The organism is Pseudomonas sp. B28(2017), assembly GCF_002113025.1.
Classification (GTDB): Bacteria; Pseudomonadota; Gammaproteobacteria; order Pseudomonadales; family Pseudomonadaceae; genus Aquipseudomonas.
In genome coordinates, this window is the sequence record NZ_NEJH01000003.1 from 629614 (window position 1) to 656291 (window position 26678).

Annotated in this window: 19 protein-coding genes and 1 tRNA gene; 7 read left to right on the forward strand and 13 right to left on the reverse strand. The window is 60.1% G+C overall.

Annotation, left to right across the window (positions count from 1 at the left end):
• Nucleotides 1-127 precede the first annotated feature (127 nt).
• From CAF65_RS12185 to CAF65_RS12195, 3 genes are all read left to right on the forward strand, one after another.
• Nucleotides 128-1420 (forward strand): GGDEF domain-containing protein, encoded by a 1293-nt coding sequence (locus CAF65_RS12185; RefSeq protein ID WP_085716498.1) that lies wholly within the window; start codon nt 128-130, stop codon nt 1418-1420.
• Nucleotides 1421-1505: 85 nt separating this feature from the next.
• Nucleotides 1506-3302: an acyl-CoA dehydrogenase C-terminal domain-containing protein gene (locus CAF65_RS12190; protein ID WP_085716499.1), complete on the forward strand. Its 1797-nt coding sequence runs from the start codon at nt 1506-1508 to the stop codon at nt 3300-3302.
• Between the two features lie 175 nt (nt 3303-3477).
• Nucleotides 3478-5256: an acyl-CoA dehydrogenase C-terminal domain-containing protein gene (locus tag CAF65_RS12195; protein ID WP_085716500.1), complete on the forward strand. Its 1779-nt coding sequence runs from the start codon at nt 3478-3480 to the stop codon at nt 5254-5256.
• Nucleotides 5257-5483: 227 nt separating this feature from the next.
• Here the strand turns inward: CAF65_RS12195 and CAF65_RS12200 are convergent, their stop codons facing one another.
• Entirely contained in the window at nt 5484-6413 is a 930-nt protein-coding gene (locus tag CAF65_RS12200; RefSeq protein WP_085716501.1) for a LysR family transcriptional regulator, read from the reverse strand.
• A gap of 169 nt (nt 6414-6582) precedes the next feature.
• Between CAF65_RS12200 and CAF65_RS12205 the strand changes: the two genes are divergently transcribed.
• Nucleotides 6583-7866, forward strand: coding sequence for an aspartate aminotransferase family protein (locus CAF65_RS12205; RefSeq protein ID WP_085716502.1), 1284 nt, complete (start codon nt 6583-6585; stop codon nt 7864-7866).
• Between the two features lie 205 nt (nt 7867-8071).
• Nucleotides 8072-8230, forward strand: coding sequence for a YqaE/Pmp3 family membrane protein (locus CAF65_RS12210; protein WP_003228885.1), 159 nt, complete (start codon nt 8072-8074; stop codon nt 8228-8230).
• A gap of 132 nt (nt 8231-8362) precedes the next feature.
• On the opposite strand, the gene CAF65_RS12215 is transcribed toward CAF65_RS12210, so the two are convergent.
• The 10 genes from CAF65_RS12215 to CAF65_RS12260 form a co-directional block, all read right to left on the reverse strand.
• On the reverse strand, nt 8363-10189 hold the full coding sequence (locus CAF65_RS12215; protein ID WP_085716503.1) for a S9 family peptidase: 1827 nt from the start codon (nt 10187-10189) through the stop codon (nt 8363-8365).
• The gene (gene pqqE, locus CAF65_RS12220) at nt 10155-11327 is read right to left on the reverse strand and encodes a pyrroloquinoline quinone biosynthesis protein PqqE (RefSeq protein ID WP_085716504.1); all 1173 of its coding nucleotides are present in this window, start codon (nt 11325-11327) and stop codon (nt 10155-10157) included. Before pqqE ends, CAF65_RS12215 begins: the two co-directional genes overlap by 35 nt.
• On the reverse strand, nt 11299-11574 hold the full coding sequence (gene pqqD / locus CAF65_RS12225) for a pyrroloquinoline quinone biosynthesis peptide chaperone PqqD (protein WP_007980311.1): 276 nt from the start codon (nt 11572-11574) through the stop codon (nt 11299-11301). The genes pqqE and pqqD overlap by 29 nt, the downstream gene beginning before the upstream one ends.
• The gene (pqqC, locus tag CAF65_RS12230; protein ID WP_085716505.1) at nt 11571-12323 is read right to left on the reverse strand and encodes a pyrroloquinoline-quinone synthase PqqC; all 753 of its coding nucleotides are present in this window, start codon (nt 12321-12323) and stop codon (nt 11571-11573) included. Before pqqC ends, pqqD begins: the two co-directional genes overlap by 4 nt.
• Before the next feature lie 127 nt (nt 12324-12450).
• Nucleotides 12451-13362, reverse strand: coding sequence for a pyrroloquinoline quinone biosynthesis protein PqqB (gene pqqB, locus CAF65_RS12235; RefSeq protein WP_085716506.1), 912 nt, complete (start codon nt 13360-13362; stop codon nt 12451-12453).
• Between the two features lie 81 nt (nt 13363-13443).
• A complete protein-coding gene (gene pqqA / locus CAF65_RS12240; protein ID WP_003444522.1) occupies nt 13444-13518 on the reverse strand; it encodes a pyrroloquinoline quinone precursor peptide PqqA in 75 nt (24 codons plus the stop codon).
• A gap of 158 nt (nt 13519-13676) precedes the next feature.
• Entirely contained in the window at nt 13677-16106 is a 2430-nt protein-coding gene (gene pqqF / locus CAF65_RS12245; protein ID WP_085716507.1) for a pyrroloquinoline quinone biosynthesis protein PqqF, read from the reverse strand.
• A 38-nt stretch (nt 16107-16144) separates the two neighbouring features.
• Nucleotides 16145-16939: a carbon-nitrogen hydrolase family protein gene (locus CAF65_RS12250; RefSeq protein ID WP_085716508.1), complete on the reverse strand. Its 795-nt coding sequence runs from the start codon at nt 16937-16939 to the stop codon at nt 16145-16147.
• Between the two features lie 12 nt (nt 16940-16951).
• On the reverse strand, nt 16952-18634 hold the full coding sequence (locus tag CAF65_RS12255) for an NAD(P)/FAD-dependent oxidoreductase (protein ID WP_085716509.1): 1683 nt from the start codon (nt 18632-18634) through the stop codon (nt 16952-16954).
• 170 nt (nt 18635-18804) lie between these two features.
• A complete protein-coding gene (locus CAF65_RS12260) occupies nt 18805-19266 on the reverse strand; it encodes an Lrp/AsnC family transcriptional regulator (RefSeq protein WP_085716510.1) in 462 nt (153 codons plus the stop codon).
• A 185-nt stretch (nt 19267-19451) separates the two neighbouring features.
• Between CAF65_RS12260 and CAF65_RS12265 the strand changes: the two genes are divergently transcribed.
• Nucleotides 19452-21803 (forward strand): glucose/quinate/shikimate family membrane-bound PQQ-dependent dehydrogenase, encoded by a 2352-nt coding sequence (locus CAF65_RS12265; protein WP_085716559.1) that lies wholly within the window; start codon nt 19452-19454, stop codon nt 21801-21803.
• A 165-nt stretch (nt 21804-21968) separates the two neighbouring features.
• Nucleotides 21969-22601, forward strand: coding sequence for a peptidase M41 (locus CAF65_RS12270; RefSeq protein WP_085716560.1), 633 nt, complete (start codon nt 21969-21971; stop codon nt 22599-22601).
• A 133-nt stretch (nt 22602-22734) separates the two neighbouring features.
• Here CAF65_RS12270 and CAF65_RS12275 read toward each other — a convergent pair.
• Nucleotides 22735-22811 (reverse strand) — tRNA-Ile (locus CAF65_RS12275).
• 15 nt (nt 22812-22826) lie between these two features.
• Nucleotides 22827-26573 (reverse strand): bifunctional diguanylate cyclase/phosphodiesterase, encoded by a 3747-nt coding sequence (locus CAF65_RS12280; protein WP_085716511.1) that lies wholly within the window; start codon nt 26571-26573, stop codon nt 22827-22829.
• Nucleotides 26574-26678 lie beyond the last annotated feature (105 nt).

Here is a 26678-nt window from a genome sequence, read left to right on the forward strand (position 1 = left end):
TGACCGATGGACGCCAGTGACGCTTTTTTACAAATACCACAGTATTTCACTCAGCAAATCGGGGGTTCTGCCGTTACAGTGGTTGGCATATTGCCATCAATTGATTTGACCGGTCGGAGCTTTACCCTTGCCGCGTTCTTCCGCTGTGCGTTTCAGTCACTTCCTGCCGTCATTGTTGCTGTTGCTGGCGGGGCTTGCGGCTGCATACATCAAGGATCTGAACGTCTTTTTCACCTCGCTGTTCAACGTGCTGCCCACTCTGGTGCTGTTGCTCGGTGGCGCCTATTGCGCGGTATACCGACGTCAGCGTGAACTGTTTCTGATGGTCACGGTGTACATCGCCTACTTCCTGCTCGACACCCAGACTGACTATTACCGCGACAACGGCAAGGTGCGCGACGATGCCGCCGTGGTCTTTCATTTGTGTTGCCTGCTGCTGCCGCTGCTGTTTGGCATCTTCGCGGCATGGCAGGAGCGCACCCATCTGTTCCAGGACATGGTGGCGCGTTTCGCCGTATTGCTGGCGGTCGGCAGCGTGGCGCTGGGACTTGAGCAAAGCTATCCGCACGCGCTGCTGATCTGGCTGTCGGAGATTCGCTGGCCTGCCTTGCATGGTGCCTGGATGAGCCTGATCCAGTTGTCCTATCCGGTGTTCATGGCTGCGTTTGTGCTGCTGGCCTGGCAATACTGGCGTAGCCCGCGACCGCTGCATGCCGCGCAATGGGTGGGGCTGCTCGGGTTGTTCTGGATGTTGCCGAAAACCTTCATCCTGCCGTTCACGCTGAACATCATGTGCAGCCAGGTGATGCTGATGATCGCCGCCGCCGTTGCCCATGAAGCCTATCAAATGGCTTTCCGCGACGAACTGACCGGGCTGCCGGGCCGTCGAGCGCTGAATGAACGCATGCAACGGTTGGGGCGCAACTACGTGTTGGCGATGAGCGACGTCGACCACTTCAAGAAATTCAACGACACCCACGGCCACGATGTCGGCGATCAGGTGCTGCGGCTGGTGGCCAGCAAGCTGGCGAAAATCGGCGGTGGCGGTAAGGCGTATCGCTATGGCGGCGAGGAATTTGCCCTGGTGTTTGCAGGCAAGACCCTCGAAGAGTGCATGCCGCACCTGGAAGTCATCCGCGAGTCCATCGCCACTTACAACATTCAGCTGCGTAATCAGGAAAGTCGCCCGCAGGACGATAATCAGGGGCGCCAGCGGCGTGCCGGTTCCGCTGCGTCGAGCGTATCGGTGACGGTCAGTATCGGCGTTGCCGAACGGATCGATCAACGCACCCCGGAAGAGGTGCTCAAGTCCGCTGACCAGGCGCTCTACAGTGCCAAGGGCGCCGGGCGCAACTGCGTGATGGCGTTCGGGCAGAACCGCCGCGGCGCGGTGCGCATGGAGGCGGCTACGGTTGAGTGATGATGACGCATTCAGCGTCTGGACGGTGATTGTGAGGCGTGGTCGGCGGCAGTAGGTTGAAGAAATCTGCTGACGGAGAATGACCATGCCCGAGTACAAAGCTCCCTTGCGCGACATGCGCTTTCTGATCGACCACGTCTTCGACTTTCACAGTAACTACGCTGCACTGGGGGCCACCGATGCCAGCCCGGACATGGTCAATGCGATCCTCGAAGAAGGCGCGAAGTTCTGCGAAAACGTGCTGTCGCCGCTCAACCGCAGTGGCGATGAAGAAGGCTGCCATTTCGATAATGGCGTGGTGACAACGCCTGCAGGCTTCAAGCAGGCTTTCGCACAGTATGTGGAAGGTGGCTGGCATGGCCTGGCGGCCGATCCAGCGTACGGCGGCCAGGGTTTGCCCAGCTCTCTGGGGCTGGTCATCAGCGAAATGGTGGCTTCCAGCAACACCTCATGGGGCATGTACCCCGGCCTGACCCACGGTGCGATGTCGGCGGTCCACGCCCATGGCACCGAGGAGCAGAAACAGACCTATTTGAAGAAGCTCACCGCTGGCCAATGGACTGGCACCATGTGCCTGACCGAAGCCCATTGCGGCACCGACCTTGGCATCATCAAGACCCGCGCCGTACCTCAGGCCGATGGCAGTTACGCGATCTCCGGCAGCAAGATTTTCATCTCCGCCGGTGAGCACGATATGAGCGATAACATCATTCACCTGGTATTGGCCAAGTTGCCGGATGCACCGGCCGGGACCAAGGGCATTTCGCTGTTCATCGTACCCAAGTTCCTGCCCGATGCCTTGGGTGAAGCAGGCGAGCGCAATGGCGTGTCTTGCGGCTCGATCGAGCACAAAATGGGCATCAAGGCCTCGGCCACCTGCGTACTGAATTTTGATGGGGCCAAGGGTTTCCTGATCGGTGAAGCGAACAAGGGCCTGAACTGCATGTTCACCATGATGAACCACGCGCGGCTGGGCACCGGCATGCAGGGGTTGTGTCTGGGCGAGGCGAGCTTCCAGGGTGCGATCAAGTACGCCAACGAGCGATTGCAGATGCGCTCGCTGACCGGCCCGAAAGCGCCGGAAAAGGCCGCCGACCCGATTATCGTGCACCCTGATGTGCGGCGGATGTTGCTGACGATGAAAGCCTTCAACGAGGGCAATCGCGCGCTGACCTACTTCACCGCGCAGTTGCTCGACATTGCACACCTGAGCCCGGATGAAACGGCGCGTCAGGATGCCGAAGACCTGCTGGCACTCCTCACACCGATCTGCAAAGCCTTCATGACCGACACCGGGCTGGAGGTGACCAACCACGGCATGCAGGTGTTCGGCGGCCACGGGTTCATTCGCGAATGGGGTATGGAGCAGTTGGTACGCGACTGCCGTATCGCGCCGATCTATGAAGGTACCAACGGTATACAGGCGCTGGACTTGCTGGGGCGCAAGGTACTCGGCAGCCAGGGCAAGCTGCTGCGCGGGTTCACCAAAATCGTCCACAAGTTCTGTGTTGATAATGTCGGGCATCCACAACTGGCCGGGTATGTGGCGCAGCTCGATCAACTGAACCGGCAGTGGGGTGAGTTGACGACCAGAGTCGGCATGGCGGCGATGAAAAACCCTGACGAAGTCGGTGCCGCGTCGGTGGATTACCTGATGTACAGCGGTTACATCATCCTCGGCTACCTGTGGTTGCGCATGGCGCTGGTGGCTCAGGCGCAGCTCGATGCTGGTAGCGGCGATGGCGACTTCTGCCGGGGCAAATTGGCGACCAGCGAGTTTTACTTCAAGCGTCTGTTGCCACGCACTGCCGCACATCGGGCAGCCATCGAAGCGGGTAGCGATTGCCTGATGCAACTGCCAGCGGAGATGTTTGCGCTTTAGTCATGTAAATCCGTTACAAAGAAGCTCGCCTTGCGCGGGCTTTTTTGTTGGTGACTAAAAATAACAAAATAGTCATGAGATGACCCTATGTGTCACAAAAGTTGTTGAGGTACACTCCGACCCAACGAAAACACTCTTCCTGTGAATCACCTGTATAGATCTTGCGAGGTTTGCCATGGCTGACTACAAAGCGCCCCTGCGCGATATGCGCTTCGTCCTCAATGAAGTTTTCGAGGTCGCCAAACTATGGGCCGAGCTGCCTGCACTGGCCGAGACCGTCGATGCAGAAACGGTCGAGGCCATCCTGGAAGAAGCCGGCAAAGTCACCAGCAAAAGCATCGCACCGTTGAGCCGTGCCGCTGACGAAGAAGGTTGCCATTGGGTGGACGGTGCCGTCACCACGCCGGCAGGTTTCCCGCAGGCCTATCAGACCTACGCAGAAGGCGGCTGGGTCGGTGTCGGTGGCGATCCATCCTACGGCGGCATGGGCATGCCCAAGGCCGTTTCGGCCCAGGTCGAAGAAATGGTCAACTCCGCCAGCCTGGCGTTCGGTCTGTATCCGATGCTGACCGCCGGCGCGTGCCTGTCGATCAACGCCCACGCCAGCGAAGAGCTCAAAGCCGCGTACCTGCCGAACATGTATGCCGGCATCTGGGCTGGTTCCATGTGCCTGACCGAACCACACGCCGGTACCGACCTGGGGATCATCCGCACCAAGGCCGAGCCTCAGGCCGACGGTTCCTACAAAGTCAGCGGCACCAAGATCTTCATCACCGGTGGCGAACACGACCTGACCGAAAACATCATCCACCTGGTGCTGGCCAAGCTGCCGGACGCACCGGCGGGTCCGAAAGGCATTTCGCTGTTCCTGGTGCCCAAGTTCATGGTCAATGCCGATGGCAGCCTGGGCGCGCGCAACCCTGCGAACTGCGGTTCGATCGAACACAAGATGGGCATCCAGGCGTCCGCCACCTGCGTGATGAACTTCGACGAGGCCGTGGGTTATCTGGTCGGCGAGCCGAACAAGGGCCTGGCGGCGATGTTCACCATGATGAACTATGAGCGACTGGGCGTGGGTATCCAGGGCCTGGCCACTGGCGAGCGCTCGTATCAGAACGCCGTGGAATACGCACGTGATCGGCTGCAAAGCCGTGCGCCAACCGGCGCACAGAACAAGGACAAAGTGGCTGACCCGATCATCGTCCACCCGGACGTGCGTCGCATGCTGCTGACCATGAAAGCCTCGAACGAGGGTGGCCGTGCGTTCTCCACCTACGTGGCGATGCAACTGGACACCGCCAAGTTCAGCGAAGATGCCGCCACCCGCAAGCGCGCGGAAGATCTGGTGGCATTGCTGACCCCGGTGGCCAAGGCGTTCCTGACCGACCTCGGCCTGGAAACCACCGTACACGGCCAACAGATCTTTGGCGGCCACGGTTACATCCGTGAATGGGGCCAGGAGCAACTGGTGCGCGACGTGCGCATTACCCAGATCTATGAAGGCACCAACGGCATCCAGGCACTGGACCTGGTCGGGCGCAAGATTGTCGGCAGCGGCGGGGCGTTCTACAACCTGTTCGCCGACGAGATTCGTCACTTCACGGCAACCGCCAGTACGGATCTCGCCGAGTTCACCAAGCCGCTGAACGACGCCGTGACCACCCTCGATGAACTGACTACGTGGTTGCTGGATCGGGTCAAAACCAATCCGAACGAAATCGGCGCGGCGTCGGTCGAGTATCTGCAGGTGTTCGGCTACGTGGCCTACGCCTACATGTGGGCCCTGATGGCCAAGGCGGCTCTCGGCAAGGAAGCGCAAGACGATTTCTACGCCAGCAAGCTGGGCACGGCGCGGTTCTATTTCGCCCGCCTGTTGCCGCGCATTCACTCGTTGAGCGCGTCGGTGAAGGCCGGTAGCGAATCGTTGTTTCTGCTGGATCCAGGACAATTCTGAGGCAGTAGCATTTTGTAAGCATTCTCTTACATAACGTGCTGCTGTTCTCCCATAGATGCAAATTGGATCCAGAGCTAATCTATTTCACATGGACGTAGCGCAGGAAGCGCAAAGCAACAACACGGACACGTAGGATTCTGCCAGGACGGCGGAATGAAATGGATGTCAGGGAAACAGTCTGCAAAGCCCCGCTTCGGCGGGGTTTTCTTTTGCCCAAAGAAAAGTTTCTAGCTCAGCCCATCCAGGGCCTGCGCGCTGTTCATGCGCACATCCGGGCCATTTATCACCTCTTCCAGCAATGTCCGCAGCAATGCCAGAGAAGTCTGTTGCCGTTGCACATCCCGACACACCAAGCCGACTTTCAGCGGCACTCGCGGTTCGCTCAGGGGTTTCCACAGCAGTTCGTGGTTGCCATGGGTCTTTTGCGAGCGCCCGGGCAGTACCGTCGCCAGGCGCGTGTGCGGCAGGCTGTCGAGGATGCCGGCCATGTTGTTCAGTTCGGCTTGCACCTGTGGGCGACGTCCGAGGCTTGTCAGTTGTGCCTGCCAGATCTGCCTTATTTGAAATTCCTCGCCCAGCAGCAACATCGGCAGCTCGGCAGCCTGACTCATGGACACTTTTTTGAATTCACGCAGCGGATGCTCTGCCGGGATGACCAGGGTCAGTTCATCTTCGTACAGCATCACGCCATGCAAACCAGGCTGGCGGGGTGGCAGGTAGCTGATGCCGATGTCCAGAGAGCCGTTGAGTAGTCGCCGCTCGATTTCCAGGCCGGTCAGTTCATAGATCTGCACCACCAGATGCGGCTGCGCCTTGCGCACTCGCTCGAGCATCTGCGGAACGAGGCTGGTGTGCACGGTCTGCAATACACCGATGGCCAGGGTGCGCAGCGCCTGACCCTTGAAGTTGCCAAGCGCTTCCCGTGCCCGTTGCAGGCCATCGAGCAATGGCAGGGCGTGGTTGTACAGTGTGTGGGCCGCGAGCGTCGGCAACAGGCGTTTGCTACTGCGCTCGAACAGGCTCACATCGAGGTTTTGTTCCAAGTGGCGGATTTGCTGGGACAGTGCCGGCTGGGAAATGGACAGGCGCTCGGCGGCCCGGCCCACGTGGCCTTCTTCATAGACCGCGACGAAATAACGCAGTTGCTTGAAATCCATAAGTATTACTTATTGAAAATGCTGAGAAATCGAAATGGCTGAACACCCCGTCTGAGCCTAGTCTAACCGCATTCACAGGGCTTACAGGGCCATAGAGCGCGATGAATACCGTTTGTTTCGATGGTGTTTACATAGGTAAGGCAAAAAACCTCAAAAGAGGTTTTTTCAGATGAATCTGTTCAGTCTGCGTCGCAGTCCTCCCAGTCTTGATGATCTGGTCATGGACGCCTCCCTGCCATCCCAAGGCGATAACCTTTCCAGCGAGTACTTGATGCCCAGTGTCGAGCGGCCGAAACAGGTATTTGTGCGTGGCCAGGGCTCATGGTTGTGGGACAGCGATGACCGTGCATATCTGGATTTTTCCCAGGGCGGTGGGGCCAACAGCCTTGGCCACAGCCCTTCGGTACTGGTCAACGCAATCACTGCCCAGTCTCAATCGCTGATCAATCCGGGGTTCGGCCTGCATAACCGCGGCATGCTCAGCCTCGCCGAGCATCTGTGTGCCAGCACCGGCAGTGATCAAGCTTACCTGCTCAATACCGGCAGCGAAGCCTGTGAGGCGGCGATCAAACTGGCGCGCAAATGGGGCCAGCAGCATCGCGGCGGCGCATCGCGAATCATTGTGGCCAACAACGGTTGCCACGGCCGGAGCCTGGCGACGATTTCGGCGTCGGACAGTTCGACATTGATCAACCGATTCGAGCCGCAACTGCCGGGCTTCAGCCATGTCCCGTTCAACGACCTTCCGGCCTTGCATGCGGCCGTGGATGAACGGACCGTAGCGATCATGCTCGAGCCGATCCAGAGCGAAGCCGGCGTGATTCCGGCCACCGCACATTACCTCAAGGGTGCTGAACGCCTGTGCCGTGAACTCGGAATTTTGCTGATATTCGACGAAGTGCAAACCGGCATCGGCCGTTGTGGCACCTTGCTCGCGGAACAGTCCTGCGGCGTAACGGCGGATATCGTTGTGCTCGGCAAAGGGTTGGGCGGCGGTGTGCCCTTGGCTGCGCTGCTGGCGCGGGGCAAGGCTTGCTGTTTCGACATTGGCGAAGTGACGGGTACTCATCACGGCAATGCGTTGATGACCGCCGCGGGGCTTTCGGTACTCGCTACGGTGCAGGACAAGGCTTTCCTCAAGCACGTCTCGGAAACCGGTCAACACCTGCGTGAAGGCTTGGGGCGTTTGGCCCATCGTTACGATCACGGCGAGTTGCGCGGACAGGGGCTGCTTTGGGGGCTGACGCTGTCGGACGATTGCGCTGACGCGGTAGTCAAGGCCGCGCTGTACGAAGGCTTGCTGCTCAATGCCCCGCAACCCGACTGCCTGCGTTTTACCCCGGCGTTGAATGTCAGCAACGCCAACATCGATGAAATGCTCCTGCGCCTGGCGCGCGCCTTCTCCCGAGTACGCACCGCGCAATTGCAGTGCCGCAAAGGGATTGCCGTCTGATCCAACGCGCCTTGCACAACTTCCAGAACCGTCTCGCGGTAAAACGCACGCCTCACGCCTGATTCTTTTCGCGTGGGGCGTTTTTTTATTTGCCAATTTCAATGAAGGGAAGTAGTTCGGGAGCAGAAGGACTGAACCCTGACAAACGGCACAGGTCGATTGGCTGTAGGGTTCGAACAAGCCCACCCCAATCAGGAGCTGCCCCATGGACTTTATTCGCATCATCATCGCCATCCTGTTGCCGCCGCTCGGTGTGTTTCTGCAAGTAGGATTCGGCGGAGCGTTCTGGCTGAATATTCTGCTGACGTTGTGCGGTTATATTCCAGGGATCGTGCATGCGGTTTACATCATCGCCAAGCGCTGAGTTTTTGCGGCGCCAGGTAGATCGCTTTCGCGAGCAGGCTCGCTCCCACAGGGTTTTGCGTAAACCCTAGACTCTGTGGGAGCGAGCCTGCTCGCGAAGGGCGCGCCACAATTCATGTCTGTGGCGCCAATGTCAGTGCGCCAATTCCATCACCCGCTTGTAAAACAACCACTCCTGCTCCAGCGCATGGGCCTGGTTACCGGCCTTGCGAAAGCCGTGGCGTTCGTCGGCGTAATAATGCGCTTCGACCAGGATGCCGTTGTCCTGCAGCGCCGTGACCATGTCGCGGGTCTGTTGCGGGACGACCACGGCATCCAGCTCTCCCTGAAAGAAGATCATCGGCACGCGGATGTTGCTCGCATGCAGCAGCGGCGTGCGGGCCGCATAGCGTTCGGCATCCAGCTGCGGATCGCCGATCAGCCAGTCCAGATAGTCGCTTTCGAATTTATGGGTCGCACGCCCCAGCGCCACCGGGTCGCTGACCCCATACAGACTGGTGCCAGCGCGGAACACGTTGTGAAAGGCCAAGGCGCAAAGGGTGGTGTAGCCGCCGGCGCTGCCGCCGCGGATGAAGGTCTTGTCGGCGTCGATCAGGCCGCGTTCGTTGAGGTAACCGACCACGGCGCAGGCGTCTTGCACATCGACATCGCCCCAACTCAGGTGCAGTGCCTGGCGATAGGCCCGGCCATAACCGCTGCTGCCGCGATAGTTGAGGTCGGCTACGGCGAAGCCCCGCTGGGCCCAGAACTGGATACGCGGATCAAGCATCGGGTAGCACGCCGACGTCGGTCCGCCATGGATGAACACCACCAATGGCGGTTTTACATCGCCGGTCATCGCCGGGTAGAAGAAGCCGTGCGCCTCACCTGAGCCACTTGGGTAGCGCAAGGTTTGCGGGCGGCTGATCTGTTCGGGAGGAAGTGGTGCGATGCCGCCGGCCAATACATTCACTTGCCGGTTCTGGCGGTCGATGGCGATGACGGCGGTTGAACTGACGGGGGACGCCGCGATGCAATAGATGAACTGCTCATCCATGGCGAGATGGCGGAAGCGGCTGTAGTCGCCGGTGAAGTCGGCGCTGGAGTCGCCGCCTATGCCCAATCGACCAAACCCGCCTTCGGTCCAACTGGCCAGATAACTTTCTTCGTTCAGCGGCAGCCAGGTGCAGCCGCCGAGTTGCCAGGGCGCGGGACCATGGTCGGCGGTGGCACTTGGCAAGGGGCTCAGGTCTTTACCGGACTCCCTCCATGGCTGCCAGTAACCGGCGCGATCCGTCAGGCAATACAAGCGACCACCGGCATCAAACCGTGGTTGTTGCACAGACTCTTGAGCGCCGTCACCCGCCACACAACGAGCCTCGGCAAACCCGCCATTGGCATGGCGCTCGGCAACCATCAAACGGGTTGCAGTCCACGGCTGATCCGGGTGACTCCATTCGATCCAGGCCAGGCGCCGGGCATCCGGGCTCAGCGTCGGCGCGGCGTAGAAATCAGCACCCTCGGCCAGCAGATGACGTACGCCATCGTACAGATCGATTGCCACCAGCCGGTGTTGATCGCGATGCTCCTCGACCGCCAGCACCTGCCCTTGCGCAAACTGCAGATCGCCGTAACGGCACACGCCAGACGTCAGCCTTTCGGGCGCTTCACCTTGCAGTGTTTGCCGATACAACTGCTGGTCGGCCTCGTTGACAAAAACGACACCGTCGTCTGTCAGACAAAACGCTCCACCGCCATATTCGTACACACGACTGCGCACGCTGAAGCCCGGTGGCGTCAGGCATTTCGCTGCGCCGTCATGCCAATGCCAGATCCGGCACGCCGCGTCTTCGGGGCGGTACTCGTTCCAGAACAGGCCCTGTCGACCAACCTGCAGCTCGGCAAAGTCGATACCGGCCGCGACGGCTTTGGCAGCGCTGAGAGGTTCAGCTCTTGGCGATGAGGCGTGAGTTTCGTTCATTGCGAAAGGCCAGTTGGTCAATGGTCTGGGTCGTGTGTTCGGCTTCTTCGCGAGCCTTGAGGATCACGCCGTGTTGTGGCGACTTGCTGCACACCGGGTCGGCGTTGCTGGCGTCACCCGTGAGCATGAACGCCTGGCAGCGGCAGCCGCCGAAGTCTTTTTCTTTCTCGTCACAGGAGCGGCACGGTTCGGGCATCCAGTCATAACCGCGAAAGCGGTTGAAGCCGAACGAGTCGTACCAGATGTGTTGCATGCTGTGGTCGCGCACGTTGGGAAACTGTACCGGCATCTGTCGGGCACCGTGACAGGGCAGGGCGGTTCCGTCTGGCGTGACCGTCAGAAAAATACTGCCCCAGCCATTCATGCAGGCTTTCGGACGTTCTTCGTAATAGTCCGGGGTGACGAAAATCAGCTTGCACGGGTGCCCTTCGGCTTCCAGTTTGGCGCGGTATTCATTGGTGATGCGTTCGGCGCGCACCAGTTGTTCCTTGGTCGGCAACAGCCCGACGCGATTGAGCTGCGCCCAGCCGTAGAACTGGCAAGTGGCGAGCTCGACAAAGTCCGCCTCAAGGGCGATGCACAGCTCGATGATGCGGTCGATCTGGTCGATGTTGTGCCGATGGGTGACGAAGTTCAGCACCATCGGATAGCCGTGGGCCTTCACCGCCCGAGCCATTTCCAGCTTCTGCGCAAAGGCTTTTTTCGAACCGGCCAGCAGATTGTTCACCTGCTCGTCGCTGGCCTGGAAACTGATCTGGATGTGATCGAGGCCGGCCTTCTTGAAATCGCTGATTTTCTGCTCGGTCAGGCCGATGCCGGAGGTGATCAGGTTGGTGTAGAAGCCCAGTTTGCGGGCTTCGGCAATCAGTTCGGCGAGGTCCTGGCGCACCAGCGGTTCGCCACCGGAAAAGCCCAGTTGCGCCGCGCCCATTTCCCGTGCTTCGCGGAACACCTTGATCCACTGTTCGGTGCTCAGTTCCTGGCCTTGCTCGGCGAAATCCAGCGGATTGGAACAGTAGGGGCATTGCAGCGGGCAGCGGTAGGTCAGCTCGGCCAGCAGCCACAGCGGCAGGCCGACTTCAGGTTTGGGCGGCACTTGCACCGATGAATCAGGCAAGTTCGATCCAGTGCTGCGCACGGGCAACCTCCATGAATTGCTCGATGTCGTCACCAAGCTCGGGCACGCCGGGGAACTGTTGCTCGAGTTCGGCGATGATCGCCGCGACATCCCGTTCTCCGTCAATCAAACCACCGATCAGCGCGGCACTTTCGTTGAGCTTTATCATGCCTTCCGGGTACAGCAGCACATGGCCTTTTTGCGCCGGTTCGTACTGGAAGCGGTAGCCGGGGCGCCAGGTCGGGGTCTTGCTGCGATCGAAACTCATAAGGTGATTCCTTTGTGCCAGACCCGCTCCCCGGTCACGCTGTGATACGGCGGGCGTTTCAGTTCGTAGGCCATGCTCATGGCATCGAGCATGCTCCAAAGAATGTCCAGTTTGAACTGGAGAATTTCCAGCATGCGCTCCTGGCCCTCCCGAGTTGTGTAGTGCTGCAAGGTGATCGCCAGACCGTGCTCGACATCACGCCGTGCCTGGCCAAGGCGCGTGCGGAAATATTCGTAGCCGGTCGGATCGATCCACGGGTAATGCTGTGGCCAGCTGTCCAGGCGCGACTGGTGAATCTGCGGGGCGAACAGTTCGGTCAGCGAGCTGCTGGCGGCTTCCTGCCAACGGGCGCGACGGGCGAAGTTGACGTAGGCGTCCACGGCGAAGCGCACGCCGGGGAGCACCAGCTCCTGGGAACGCAACTGATCCGGGTCGAGACCCACGGCCTGGCCCAGGCGCAGCCAGGCTTCGATGCCGCCGTCTTCACCGGGCGCACCGTCGTGGTCAAGCAGGCGCTGAATCCACTCGCGGCGAATCTCGCGCTCCGGGCAATTAGCCAGAATGGCCGCGTCCTTCAGGGGAATGTTCACCTGATAGTAGAAACGGTTGGCGACCCAGCCCTGGATCTGCTCACGGCTCGCCCGGCCTTCGTACATCGCCACGTGGTAGGGGTGATGGATGTGGTAATAGGCGCCTTTGGCGCGCAGGGCCGCTTCGAATTCGGCGGGGGACATCGGGGTGTTGGTCATCGCGGTTCTCCGGTGCACAACCGTTGGAATCTTCGGTGTCTGGGCGGGCGCCTTCGCGAGCAGGCTCGCTCCCACAGAGTTACGCGGTCAACTGTGGGAGCGAGCCTGCTCGCGAAGGGGGTATCCGCTACAGCACAATACTCATGCCGTCATACGCCACTTCAACCTGGCGCCTATCCAGTTCCGCCCGCTCCGGTGAATCCTCATCGAGAATCGGGTTGGTGTTGTTGATGTGGATAAGCACCTTGCGCTGTTCGGGCAGTTGCTCAAGCACTTCGAGCATGCCGCCGGGGCCGTTTTGCGCCAGATGGCCCATCTCCCGGCCGGTGCGGGTGCCGACGCCACGACGCTGCATTTCATCGTCATCCCACAAGGTACCGTCGACCAACAGGCAATCGCTGCCGGCCATGATCTCCAGCAGCGGCGCATCCACCTTGCCCAGTCCCGGCGCATAGAACAGCTTGCCGCCGGTGCCCCGGTCTTCGACGATCAGACCGATGTTGTCACCCGGATGGGGGTCGAAGCGGTGTGGCGAGTATGGCGGCGCGGCGCTGCGCAAAGGCAGTGGGGTGAAGCGCAGGTTCGGGCAGGCGGGGATGGTGAAGCTTTGATCGAGTTCGATGCGGTTCCAGTTCAGCCCGCCGTTCCAGTGAGTCAGCATGGTGAACAGTGGAAAACCGCTGCTCAGGTCTTCGTGGACCATGTCGGTGCACCAGACCTGATGCGGGCACCCTTCACGTAGCATGAGCAGGCCGGTGGTGTGGTCGATCTGGCTGTCCATCAGGATGATCGCGCCGATCCCGGTATCGCGCAGGGCACGGCCCGGCTGCATCGGGGCGAAGCTCTGGAGTTGGGCGCGGATGTCCGGGGAGGTGTTGCACAGCACCCAGTTCACGCCGTCATCGGAAATCGCGATGGACGATTGCGTCCGCGCGCTGGCCCGCAGGCTGCCGTCACGAAAGCCTGCACAGTTCACGCAGTTGCAGTTCCACTGGGGAAAACCGCCGCCGGCAGCGGAACCTAGAATCTGGACAAACATGGGCGCTCCATCATTTCAACGCTGAAAATAAAACGCCTCGGATAACCGAGGCGTTGTGCTGCACATCTGCCAAAGCAGAGATTAGCGGCTGGCGAAGTACATGGTGACTTCAAAGCCGATACGCAGGTCGGTGTAAGCAGGTTTGGTCCAGGCCATAAGTCGAACTCCTTCAGGTAGGGTGGGATAGCGCTATCTATAGATATAGTCCACCTCAAGTCAGAGATGTTCCAGATAGTTAGGTTGCTATGTTACTCAAAAAATCAAAGAAATTGCCCGTGAAACTTTGAGAAAGCTCCTTGCAGCCCCGGTAATGATCATTTTGCCGCTTGCCATGGCTCACCCGGGCTGGCTGCACTGGCAAGGCAGCGCCAGCCGCCCTCGGCCTGATTCAGACGTCGGGCCATAGCCAGTAGAGCAGCCCGGTCGATTTGCACAATGGACTGGGGCAATTGCGTCAGATATTCCGACGAGCGGCCGGCCAGCTTGCCCTGCCAGAGCAATTCGGCCGCTTGAGCGGTAGTGAGCGCAGCGCTGGAAAACTGATCCCCCAGAGCCTGGCGTTGAGCATTGAAGGTGCCGTCGTCGAGCGTCTGGATCAGGTCCGGCAATTGATTCAGGAATTGCTCGATGTGTTGCAGCAACTCCATTGGCATAACGCTTGGCGATTGCACACCGAACAGCAGCCCGGTCTGCCCGTGGATCTGCCGCAGGGCGATGAACACCGCATAACCCAATTGCAACTCCACCCGCAGGCGCTGATAGAACGGCGTCTGGGAGAGGTGAGCGAGCAAACGCCACGCGGCTTCGTCGGCTATCGCCTGGGTGGCTGTCGGACAGAACAGCAGCAGCGCGTGTTCGCTGGAGGTGGTATCGACATGGCTCCACAGACGTTGTGAATGGATCGAAGCGGGTGGCGTCAGCTGATTGTCCGGCGTGCCGGGTACGCGGCTCAACGCCAGACCCATGGCCGCTTGAGTCTGAGCCGATAACCCGATGGCCAGCCCATCCCAGCGCGCACTCGACCAGAGTTGCTGCAAGTCATCCGAGTTCGCAGTGTGCTCAAGGCAGTAATCGGGCAATGCCTTGAGCAGTTGCCGAATCGGTATTGGCGCCACGCACGTCGGTTCAGCTTGTGAGACCACGGCATCAGGTTGTGTCAGTTCTTTCAGCGCATGCTCCAGGACGATGGGCATCGGCTCTTGTAGCCCGCTCAACTTCAGTAGCCATTCGTTGCCCGAGGCACTGAAGGCAAAATCCACACCGGCCTGACGCGCGTCTTCGCGCAACGGTTGCAGGCTGTTTTCCAGTTGTGATTGAAGGTGGCTGCCGGGAGCCGAGCCCAGACGCCAACGCAGATAAATCGCACCTTCAACAGCGTTATCCGGGAATGCCTGGCTGAATTGCATCGGTGAACGTTCACGGCGGCTGCGCGAGCGGTCCTGGGCGAACGTGCGCAGGCCGCGGTGGGCACTGGTCTGGCCACGAATCAATCCGGCATTGGGTGCCGGTGCTTCGGAGCGCAAGAACGGGTTGGGTGTCGGCAATTGCCAAGGGCCGTTGAAGTTATCCACAGCGCCGATTTGTTTGAGGATCTGTTTGAGAGCTGTAACACCCGGTTCGGATAGCCCGACTTCGCGTTGTTCGCTGTCCAGTCGGGCCAGTTGCAAGGCGCTGCTGACTTGCTGCTGGCGCTGGAGCAGGGTGGCGTACTCTTCGCGCAATGGGCGCCAGTCTTGTTCGGCAAAGAAACCAAGCCAGTCCATCAGGCGTTCGCGGATGCCTGTTGCCGGGGACGCGGCAGGCAGGGTGAATTCGATATGCAGCAAGGCTTGACCGGCGAACTGGTACAGCGGCTGGGCCTTCAGGTGATCGGCCAGCCCGCGTTCGCGCAGGTCCGCCAACAAGCTGCCGGGTTTTGCCATGTTCAGCCAGTGGCACAGGAACGCCAGCGCTTCGGCAGAAAATTCGGGCAGTGCTTCAAGGGCAAACAGCAGATCCAGGCGCCGCTCGCCAGCTTGTTGATAACTGTTGGCCGAGGCATCCATCAGTGGCGTCGGGGCCTGTTGAGTGACTGTTTCGCCTTTGGCAATGACGCTGCCGAAGGCTTCGGCCATCGTCTTCAATTCATCGAGGCTCTGCGGCCCGACCAGGCTCAAGGTCATTTGTCCGGTCTGGTAAAACCGCTGATAAAAGTCCTGCAGCGCCTGCTGAAACTCGGGTTGTTGCAGCGGCAGACTGTCACGATTGCCGGCATGAAAACCCCGCAATGGGTGAGCCTCGCCAAGCCTGCTGAACAAAGAAAACTGTTGCTGCGCTGCGGCATCCTGCGACCAGGCGACAAATTCCGCCTGCAACACTTCGCGTTCCCGCTGCTGGTCGTCCGGATTCATACGCGGATGAGCGAGCATGTCTGACAGACGCTCCAGCCCACCGGCAAATGCCTGGGGCGGCAGTTCGAAAAAGTAGTCCGTGGTGCGTTCGCTGGTTCGCGCATTCACTTGCCCGCCATGACTCTGGACGTAGGCCATCAACCCTTGCCCAGCAGGAAAACGCTCAGTCCCCAGAAACAGCAAATGCTCAAGAAAATGCGCAAGGCCGGGCCACGCCAGCGGCACATCATGGCTGCCCGCAGCGACCCGCAACGCTGCTGCGCCGCGTTTCAGAGTCGGGGCATGACGCAGGGTCACCCGCAGGCCGTTGGCCAGGGTTTCAGTGTGGGGGCGAAGGGGATTCAGCGCGGGCATGGGCACTTCCAGAACAGTGAAGTGCCAATGCTAGCGGATTAGGGGGCGTTCAGGTCGCCGTAAAGCTCGGGACGACGATCGATCAGGTAGCGATTGGCGGCACGGGAGTCGAGCATCAACTGCCGATCCAGCTCACCGACAATCAGTGCTTCATCCAGCCCGGCCTGAGCGATACGGCTGCCGTCCGGCGCGGCGATGCTGCTTTGGCCGCAGTAATGGATGTCGCCTTCATGGCCGCAGTAGTTGGCGTAAGCCACATAGCATTGGTTTTCGAAGGCGCGGGAGCGCACGGTGACATCGGCGACGAAATCGAACGGAATCATGTTCGCGGTCGGCACCAGGATCAGCTCGGCACCGGCCAAGGCCAGGCGTCGGGCGTTTTCCGGAAATTCCAAGTCGTAGCAGATCAGGAAACCGAGCTTCCAGCCATTGAGCTCAATGATAGGAAACTCGTCGGAACCTGCGCTGAACATCGAGTGATCGAGATCGCCGAACAAGTGCGTCTTGCGGTAGTTGCACAGGCGCTCGCCATTTGCGTCGATCAACTGCACGGCGTTGTAGATCTGCCCGTCGGCGGTGCGCTCCGGGTAGCCATACAAGATGGCGATCCCGGCAGCCTTGGCAATGCGCGCGATCTGCTGCGCCGACTCACCGTTGTAAACCTCCGCGAGCACGCTGACGGCATCGACACCGATGTTGTAGCCGGTCAGGAACATCTCCGGCAGCACCAGCAGGTCCGCACCTTTGGCTTCCAGCGCAAGCTGCTGCAAGCGTTGCAGGTTGCCGGCGACGTCCAGAGGCAGCGGCGGACATTGGTAAAGGGCTACGCGCATTTCGGATTCCTCTTACTCGGGCAGGGCGATCGGACCGATTTCGTTGAACACATCTCCTGGACCCGGATTTTCGGCGTGAGTTGCACCGCCGAAGTGTTTCATGATGCCCCAGACCGCGTTGAGCGAGGTCTGCACAGCGCCTTCAACCCAGGCCGGCGTCCACGAAACGTCGTCGCCGGCAATGAAGATCCCGCGCTGCTCGGGCGGCATGTCGTCCTGCATGAAGTGCGCGTACATGCGTTGGTTGTAGCGGTAGTGACCGGGCAGGGCGCCTTTGAATGCACCAAGGAAATGCGGGTCGGCTTCCCAGGACACGGTAATCGGATCGCCGATGATCCGCGCTGCGATGTCGACTTTCGGGTAGATCTTTTTCAATGCATCCAACGCCAGTTTCACGCGTTTTTCCACAGGGTGCGGGAGCATTTTCAGCGCGTCGCTCATCCACGAGTACGACAGGCAAATCACCCCCGGCTTGTCGTCGCCGTTGTCGAACAGGTAGGTGCCGCGGGTCAGGCGATCGGTGAGGGTCATGCTCATCAGGTCGCGACCGGTTTCCGGATCCTTGTCCTTCCAGAACGGCCGGTCGACCATCACGAAGGTCTTCGACGACTGCATGTAGCGGGTACGGTCCAAAGCCATCCACATCTTTTGCGAGAACAGGGTTTCGTCGCATTCGATCTGAGTGGTCAGCAACCAGCTTTGGCAGGTGGTCAGCACTGCGGCGTATTCGCGGGTGTCGCCGTTGTTGTCGGTGACCGCAAAACGGCCATCCGGTGCGTGGGCGATTTTCTTCACCCCGGAGCGTGGAGCGCCATTGTGCAACGACTTGAGACTGGTGCCTTGCGGCCAATGCACGCAGCGTTCCGGTACATGGCGCCAGATGCCTTGCGGGACTTGTTCCACGCCACCGACCACCAAATGCTGGTGATCGTCACAGTTGGTCATCACCACGCGGAAGATTTCCAGCATCGAGTTCGGGAAATCGGAGTCCCAGCCGCCTGTGCCGAAGCCGACCTGACCGAACACTTCGCGGTGATGGAACGACAACTTGGCGAAGGCTTTGGAGGTGGCGACGAAGTCGTAGAAGGTGCGGTCGTCCCACAGCGGAACGAGGGTGTTCCACAACTCCTTGAGGCGCGGCACGTCGCGGTCGCGGATTGCTTGCTGGATATCAGAGAATTGTGAACCGGCCTCCAGGGCATCGGCCCAGGCGTCAGCCACTTCCTGAAAGAGTGCAGGAAGATCCGCCAGTTTCTGTGCGTAATGGGTTTTGCCTTCCAGATCGATGACGGTGCTGCCGGAAGCAGGTGTCAGCGGGTTGGGGAAGGGTTTGGTCTCAAGACCCAGCTTGTCGACGTAGTGATAGAACGCGGTGGACGACACCGGAAAACGCATGCCACCCAACTCCGCGACAATGCCATCGGTGCCGTTGAACACCTGGGAGCGCAGGCGGCCGCCCAGCTTCGAGGCCTCATAGACCACCGGTTTCAGGCCAAGCTTCATCAGTTCGTATGCGGCCACCAGCCCCGCGATACCGGCGCCGACAATCGCCACCTCGGTGCCGTGATTATGCTCGGGAATGCTGCCCAGGCCAGCCGGGTGTTCGATCCAGTCGTCGAAGGCGAAGGGAAAGTCCGGGCCGAAAATGGTGACTGGTTTTTTACCGTCTGCAGGATGGCGATTGTTCTTGTTCATGGCTGACCTTACTGGCGACCCGACGCGGAATGCGCATCTGAGTATAGGAAAAGATGCCAGCCATTCTAGAGAGCACAGAACACGTTAATAAGACGCAAAGTGTCGTCGTTTTGTAATTTTACTGGTCAATATGACGATGATGATGTGCATACTGTCCACTGTGGGAGTATTCAAACCGGCTGCCCTCGATCAATCTTGCTACTCAAGATGATCGAAGTCGTGGTCTTCTCCACCCCATCCACACTGCCAATCTGATCCAGCAACTGATCCAGCTGCTCCGGCGAATCGGTGCGCAACCACGCGACATAATCAAATTCGCCACTTACTGCACACAGCTGCTGCACCTGCGCCATCGCGCTCAGGCGTCGCAACACCTCCTTGCCGGAACGCGGCTGCACAGTGATCCCGACATACGCCTGCAACCCGCCATCCACCACCCGCTGTCCGAGGCGCACGCCGTAACCGGTGATCACTTTGGCCTTTTCCAGCCGGACCAGGCGCGAGGTGACCGTGGTGCGAGCGATGCCCAGTTGCCGGGCCAGCATGGCCACGCTCTCGCGGGCGTTGATCTGCAGGGCGGCAATCAACTGGCGGTCGATTTCATCGAGAACGGGTGGGCGAGTGTCAGGCAAAGGCTTATCTCCAGCGGTATGGATCAGTGCGCAAGCATGTTACAGGCAGATTCTGCATGACGCTCGCGACGGATCCCTGATCTGGTCCCGGTACCGTTCATGACATTTCTGTCTGCGACAAATTGCCATAAGTAACTAGTTAGTACATGATTTCGCCCTTGTCACAAATGGGGAAAATTTCCGACATGAACAATTCTGGGGCTGCCGCCGGCAGCAAATGGTTGATGGCGGGGCTGGGTGTGCTGATTGCGCTGATCGGGCTCGGCCTGGCTGGTGGCGGTGGCTATCTGATCGCGCTCGGCGGTAGCTGGTATTTCCTGCTGATGGGCCTGGCGATGCTGGTGTCCGGGTTGATGATCGCCCGGTGCAAGCCGCTCGGCGCATGGCTGTATGGTGGGGCGTTGATCCTCACGGCAAGCTGGGCGGTATGGGATGCCGGTCTCGAATACTGGCCGCTGGTCTCGCGAGTACTGACGTTCGCCGTGATCGGTCTGGTTGTGGCGCTGATCTATCCGACCCTGGTCCGTGCTTCGGGCGCGATCGGCGGGCGTGGTGCTTACGGTCTGGCCGGCATTCTGGGCGTGGGAGTCGTTGCGACAATGGCCTACATGTTCGTCCCGACCCACGTGGTCAAGGCCACCGTTGAGCCTGCGGTAACGCCGGTCGCGCCGGGCACCGAGCAGAAAGACTGGGCTCACTGGGGCAACACCACCGCCGGCAATCGCTTTGCTGCGCTGGACCAGATCAACAAAGGCAACATCGACAAATTGCAGGTCGCCTGGACCTTCCGCACCGGTGACATCCCGCAAAGCACCGGCGCCGGTGCCGAAGACCAGAACACCCCGCTGCAAATCGGTGACACGGTCTACACCTGTACTGCCTACGGCAAAGTCTTCGCCCTGGATGCCGACACCGGCGCCCAGCGCTGGAAGTTCGACCCGCAAGGCACCGCGCCCAACTGGCAGCGTTGCCGTGGCCTGGGCTACTCCGAAACCCCGGCTTCTTCGGACAATCAGCCAACTGCCTGTACGAAACGTCTGTTTCTGCCGACCGGCGATGCGCGCCTGATCGCCATCAATGCCGGCACCGGCAAGCCCTGCGAAGAGTTCGGCAACCACGGTACTGTCGACCTGACCACCGACATGGGTGAAGTGAAGCCCGGTTACTACCAGCAGACCTCGACCCCATTGGTTGCAGGGGACGTGGTGATCGTCGGTGGCCGCGTGGCCGACAACTACTCCACAGGCGAGCCGCCGGGCGTAGTTCGTGCCTACGACGTGCGCAGCGGTGAGCTGGTATGGGCATGGGATCCGGGCAATCCGAACACCACCAAGCGTCCGCCGGCCGGTGAGACTTACACCCGTGGCACGCCGAACGTCTGGTCGGCCATGTCCTACGACGCCAGGCTCGGTCTGGTGTACCTGCCGACCGGCAACGCGACGCCAGACTTCTTCGGCGGTCAACGTACCGGTTTCGACGACAAGTGGAGTTCGTCCATCGTCGCCATCGACGTAAAAACCGGCCAGGTACGCTGGCACTTCCAGACCACCCACCACGATCTGTGGGACTTCGACCTGCCGGCGCAACCGCTGCTGTACGACGTGCCGGACGACAAGGGCGGCACCCAGCCAGCCTTGGCGCAAGTCACCAAGCAGGGCGAGATCTTCCTGCTCAACCGCGAGACCGGCGTGCCGATTGCCCGCGTCGAGGAACGCCCGGTGCCGCAAGGCAAGGTTCCCGGCGAGCGTTATTCGCCCACCCAGCCGTTCTCGGTCGACATGCCGTCAATCGGTAACAAGACCCTGACCGAATCCGACATGTGGGGCGCCACACCGTTCGACCAGTTGATGTGCCGCATCCAGTTCAAAGGCATGCGCCACGAAGGCGTCTACACCCCACCGGGCATGGACCGCGCCCTGCAATTCCCGGGCTCGTTGGGCGGCATGAACTGGGGCAGTGTCTCGGTCGATCCGAACACGAACTACATGTTCGTCAACGACATGCGCCTGGGTCTGGCCAACTACATGATCCCGCGCGACAAGATCGGCGCTGGGGCCAGCGGCATCGAAATGGGCGTGGTACCGCAGGAAGGCACGCCATTCGGCGCAATGCGCGAGCGTTTCCTCTCGGCGGTCGGCATTCCGTGCCAGAAACCACCGTTCGGCACCCTGTCAGCCATCGACCTCAAGACCCACAAACTGATGTGGCAAGTCCCGGTCGGTACCGTGCAGGACACCGGCCCGCTCGGCATCCGCATGCACCTGCCGATCCCGATCGGCATGCCGACCCTCGGCGCGTCACTCTCCACCCAGTCGGGCCTGCTGTTCTTCGCCGGCACCCAGGACTTCTACCTGCGCGCCTTTGATACCGGCAACGGCAACGAAATCTGGAAGTCGCGTTTGCCGGTGGGCAGCCAGTCCGGGCCGATGACCTACGTTTCGCCGAAAACCGGCAAGCAGTACATCCTGCTGACGGTAGGCGGTGCGCGTCAGTCGACCGATCGTGGGGATTATGTGATTGCCTATGCTTTGCCGTAGGAGCGAGCTTGCTCGCGAAGGTCGTGAACGATACGCGTGCTGACTGCTTGGACGCGATGCTTTCGAGCCCTTCGCGGCAGGCTTCCACAAAGCGCGGGGCATCAGGATGGACAGCGACCATCACTCGTAGTCGAATGCGAGAACGAAGGTTCCGAGGCAATGGATATGACGAGGAAGATGCCCCCCGCAGTACGCGATCATGCTCTGCAGATCGCCCATCACGAAATGGGCCACTACGTCGTGGCCCGCGCCCTGGGGTTTGAAACGGGCGGCGTGACCCTGACGGTGACCATGGATTTGCGGCATCAGGGAGGGGCCTGCATTACGCTGGTGCGCCCGATTACATCGATAGAAGCGATGAAAGAGCATCTGGAAGCCCGGATGATGGTGCTCCTGGCTGGCGCAATGGCGCAGACACTGCCTTCAAAACCTTCAGCCGCGAAACGCGTCGACAAGCCGAAAGCCACAGCCATCCTCAAAGGTGAGCAAGGGGCGGAACAGGACTACGCAAAAATCAGGGAGCTTCAGCATCTGCTGCGCAACATCGTCTATCCGGATACAGACCCCGCGTCGTCGGGCAGTATCACGACCGAGATGAAAGCGATCAATGACCGCCTGTGGATGCGGACGCAGGAAATCGTCGAGGCGCTATCCGAGACCATTACTGAACTGGGAGAGACGCTGGTAGACCGCATGGTCCTTGTGGAGCAGTGGGGCCGACCGGCGGATACCTATGAGGTCGTGTTGACGCGAGAAATGCTTGAGCGGTTGGAGATGAGTCAGGCCCGCCCCCTGTAGGAGTGAGCCCAAATAGAAGATTCGGAGTTTGCCTACAAGGTCCTTAGGCGTCATCTGATAAAGCGACGCCTGAAGTAATCGAAACTAAACGTCAGGCGAAAAAAAAGCCGCGTAAAAACGCGGCTTTCTTGATTGGTGGGCCCACACGGACTTGAACCGTGGACCAAAGGATTATGAGTCCTCTGCTCTAACCAACTGAGCTATAGGCCCTCAGTAGGCCGCGGATTATAACGACGGTTTCGCGACTGTGCCATCCGAAAAAGCCATTACGGTTGTACGAAGAAACGTCGCGGCATATTCGTCCGGGGGTAGTGGCGGGCTGACAATGTAGCCCTGGATTTGCTCGCAACCCTCGGCGGCGAGGAATTGCTGTTGCGCCTGGGTCTCGACGCCTTCGGCAATCACGGTGAATTGCATGCTGCGTCCGAGCGCGATGATGGCGCTTACGATCGCCGCATCGTGGGGATCGTCCGGCAGGCCGCGGACGAAGGATTGGTCGATCTTGAGGATGTCCAGCGGCAGTCGCTTGAGGTAACTCAGGGACGAGTAACCGGTGCCGAAGTCATCGATGGCCAGTTGCACGCCCAGATGTTTGAGTTGATGCAGCACCGCCAGCGCTTCTTCGGCCTGGCTCATGATGAAGTTTTCGGTGATTTCCAGTTGCAGGAAACCCGGGTTGAGGCGGTTGTCCTTGAGCAACTGTTCGATACGGCCCAGCAGGTTGGGTTGGCGCAATTGGGCGCCGGCAAGGTTGACCGAGAGCGGGCCGGGACTTTCGTACAACCGGTGCCATTCGGCCATCTGCCGGCAGGCGGTTTCCAGGACCCAGTCGCCGATTTGCAGGATCATGCCGTTCTCTTCAGCCAGCGGGATGAAGTGTTCCGGCGGCACGTCGCCAAAGGTCGGATGGCGCCAGCGGATCAGGGCTTCGGCGCCGACCAGGCTGTAGTCTTCGAGGCTGATTTTCGGTTGGTAGCACAGGTGCAATTCGTTGCGTTCGATGGCGCGGCGCAGTTCGTGCTCCAGTGCCACGCGTTCGCTGGCCTGAGCGGTGAGGTCGCGGGTGTAGCTTTCGACACGGTTGCGGCCTTTGGCCTTGGAACTGTACATCGCGGCGTCGGCGTTCTTGATCAGTGTGGCAACGTCGCAGCCATCCTTCGGATAGAGGCTGGTGCCGATGCTGGCGCTGATGAAAAACTCGTGTTCACCGGCCTGGAACGGCGCGGTGAAACAATTGAGCAACTTGGTGGCGAGGTGGTCGGCATCACTGGGTTGTTGCAGGCCCGGCAGCAGGATTATGAACTCGTCACCGCCCAGGCGCGCCACGGTATCGATGTCACGCAACTGCTCCTTGAGACGTACGGCAATGCCCTTGAGCAGCAGGTCGCCGACCGGGTGGCCCAGGCTGTCATTGATGTGCTTGAAGCGGTCGAGGTCAAGGAACAACACGGCACCCTGGCCACCATTTTCCTTTTGGCTATTGAGCGCGGTGAGCAAGCGGCTTTCAAACAAAGTGCGGTTGGGCAGGCCAGTCAGCGGATCGTGATGCGCTTGATAGTCGAGTTTGGCCTGGGCGTGTTTGAGGCTGGAAATATCGGCGAACACCGCAACAAAGTGGGTGATGAATTTTTCGCGGTTGCGTACGGCGCTGATGGTCAGCCAGCTCGGGTAGAGCTCGCCGTTCTTGCGTCGGTTGGATATCTCGCCTTGCCAGTGACCCTCGGCAGTCAATTGATGCCACATGGCCGCGTAAAACGCGCTGTCGTGCAGACCCGAGGCGAGCAGGCGTGGCGTATGACCCAGGGCTTCGCTCTCGCTGTAGCCGGTGATTTCAGTGAACGCACGATTGACCGCGCTGATGTGTTGCTGGGTATCGGTGATCAATACGCCTTCGGCGGTGCTCTCGAACACGGTTGCAGCCTGTTGCAGTTTTTCCTGCATCAGGTGTCGCTCGGTGATGTCCCGGGCGATGGTCAGCATACAGTCGTCATCGCCAATCGGCAGTGGGCGACTGGACACTTCGCAGAGACGGATCTGCCCGTCACTGCGGCGGATATGGCAGCTGAAGTCGCGGACGAAACCGTCCCGGTGCAACAGATCAAGCATTTGTTTGCGTTCGTTAAGGTTGACCCAGATGCCGAGCTCCAGCGCTGAACGATCCACCGACATAGCGCTGTTGAACCCGGTAATGCGGCTGAAGCCGTCGTTGACCTCCAGCAGCAAGCCATCGCTTTGCCGCGACAGCAGCAAGCCGTCGGGGGAGGCGTGGAAGGCTTTGGCGAATTTTTCTTCGGAGGTTTGCAGTTGTTGCTGGGTTTCCTTGAGCTGGGTGATGTCCCGCACCACGACCACCAGCGCCGATGTCATGTCGAGGTTAAACGGTTCGGCGGAGATCAGGCCGGTAAACACGTGGCCATTGCTGCGACGAAAAGGCATTTCCAGGTTGCGGATGCTGCCGGCCTGCAAGCGTTGCAACAGGCCCGGCCCAACGCCGGGTATTCCCCAGATGTTCAGGTCGGTGGCGGTGTGGCCAATAACGTCCTCGGCCTTGAGGCCGATCTGTTCTTCGAACGCTTCGTTGACTTCCAGCAGGCAACCGTCGCTCAGGCGCGCGATCACCAGAATGTCCGGGCATTGCTGGAACACCGAAGCGAATTTCTGTTCTGACAGGCGCAGCGCTTCTTCGGTGCGCTTGGCGTCGGTGATGTCGATCATCAACCCGCGCAACACCGGCTCATGTCCGTGTTCGATCAGGCTGACGATATCGCGCACCCAAAGACAGCGGCCGTCGGCGGTGATCACCCGGTAATCGAGGCGGTGATCGCGCCCGGCCAGTATTTCGTGGTCGCAGAAGTTCTGGGCGCGGGTCAGGTCGGCGGGGTGAATGATGTTGCGCCAGAAGCCCGGAATCAGCCAATGGGACAGGGGATAACCAAGAAGGTCTTCGGCGTGGGGCGATACATAGCTGTAGGTGTAGTCGGTGACATTTGCTTCCCAGGCGATGGCCGACAGGCTCTCCACCAGGCCTCTGTAGTGGTACTCGCTGCTGCGCAGTTCCTGTTCAAGATCGACCCGGCGGGCGATTTCCGAACTCAGGCGGCGGTTGATGCGGATAACCGTCGCCAGCACGATGGTCAGCAGCAGCAACCCGGGCAGGCCATAGATCAACAGGTCATTCCAGAACGTTCGATGATCGAGGACGTTGCCGACCCAATGCTCCTGAATGGCGCTGATTTCGGCGGGGCTCATGTCCGCCAGGACTTTGTCGAGAATACCTACAAGCATTGTGTTGTTGCGAGGTACCGCCATGGCCAGTTGGTAGCGATACGGGGTTTCACCGCTGACATACAACCCATCGAGCCTGAGCTGGCGCAGGCTCCAGACACTGGACGCCAGATCGCCCACCACGGCGTCCACTGCGTCGGTGGCCAGTGCCTGCAACGCCGAACTGACGTTGGGCATCGCCACCAGGTTCAGGTCGGGGTGGTGGGTGCGCAGCAGTTCGTGGGGGGCGTAGTTTTCCACCACAGCTATTTTCAGGCCGTACAGTTCTTTCAGGTTATGTGGCTGGGGGCCCCCCACATGGGCCAGGATGACAATCGGAAAGTCCAGATAGGGGCGGGTGAACGACAGGTATTTCTGGCGTTCCGGGGTCGACATGATGCCTGGCAGCAGGTCAAGCTTGCCTTTTTTGGCTTGTTCCAGGACAGCAGTCCAGCTCACCGGCTCGATGGGCGTGAGCCGGGTTGCCAGCCTTTTGCGGATGATCTCGATGTAATCCGCGGCAAGGCCCTGGTAGCGGCCCTCATCGTCGCGAAACTCGAAGGGCGGCCACGACGCATCGACACCCAGGCGCAAGTCCGGGTGAGCCGCCAGCCAGCTACGTTCATCGTCAGTTAGAGTCAGCGCGCCAGCCGTTGCGGTCCAGGTCATCAGCGACAGCAAAAAAAGCACGGTCGGCAGTCTGGGCATAACGGTCTCGTTATGGCTCTGGGGAATGTTTCGAGTGTAGACGGGCTACGGAGTGGAGGGGGGAAGTGCGGAGATATTAATCTGCCATAAAACAAAACCCCCGGC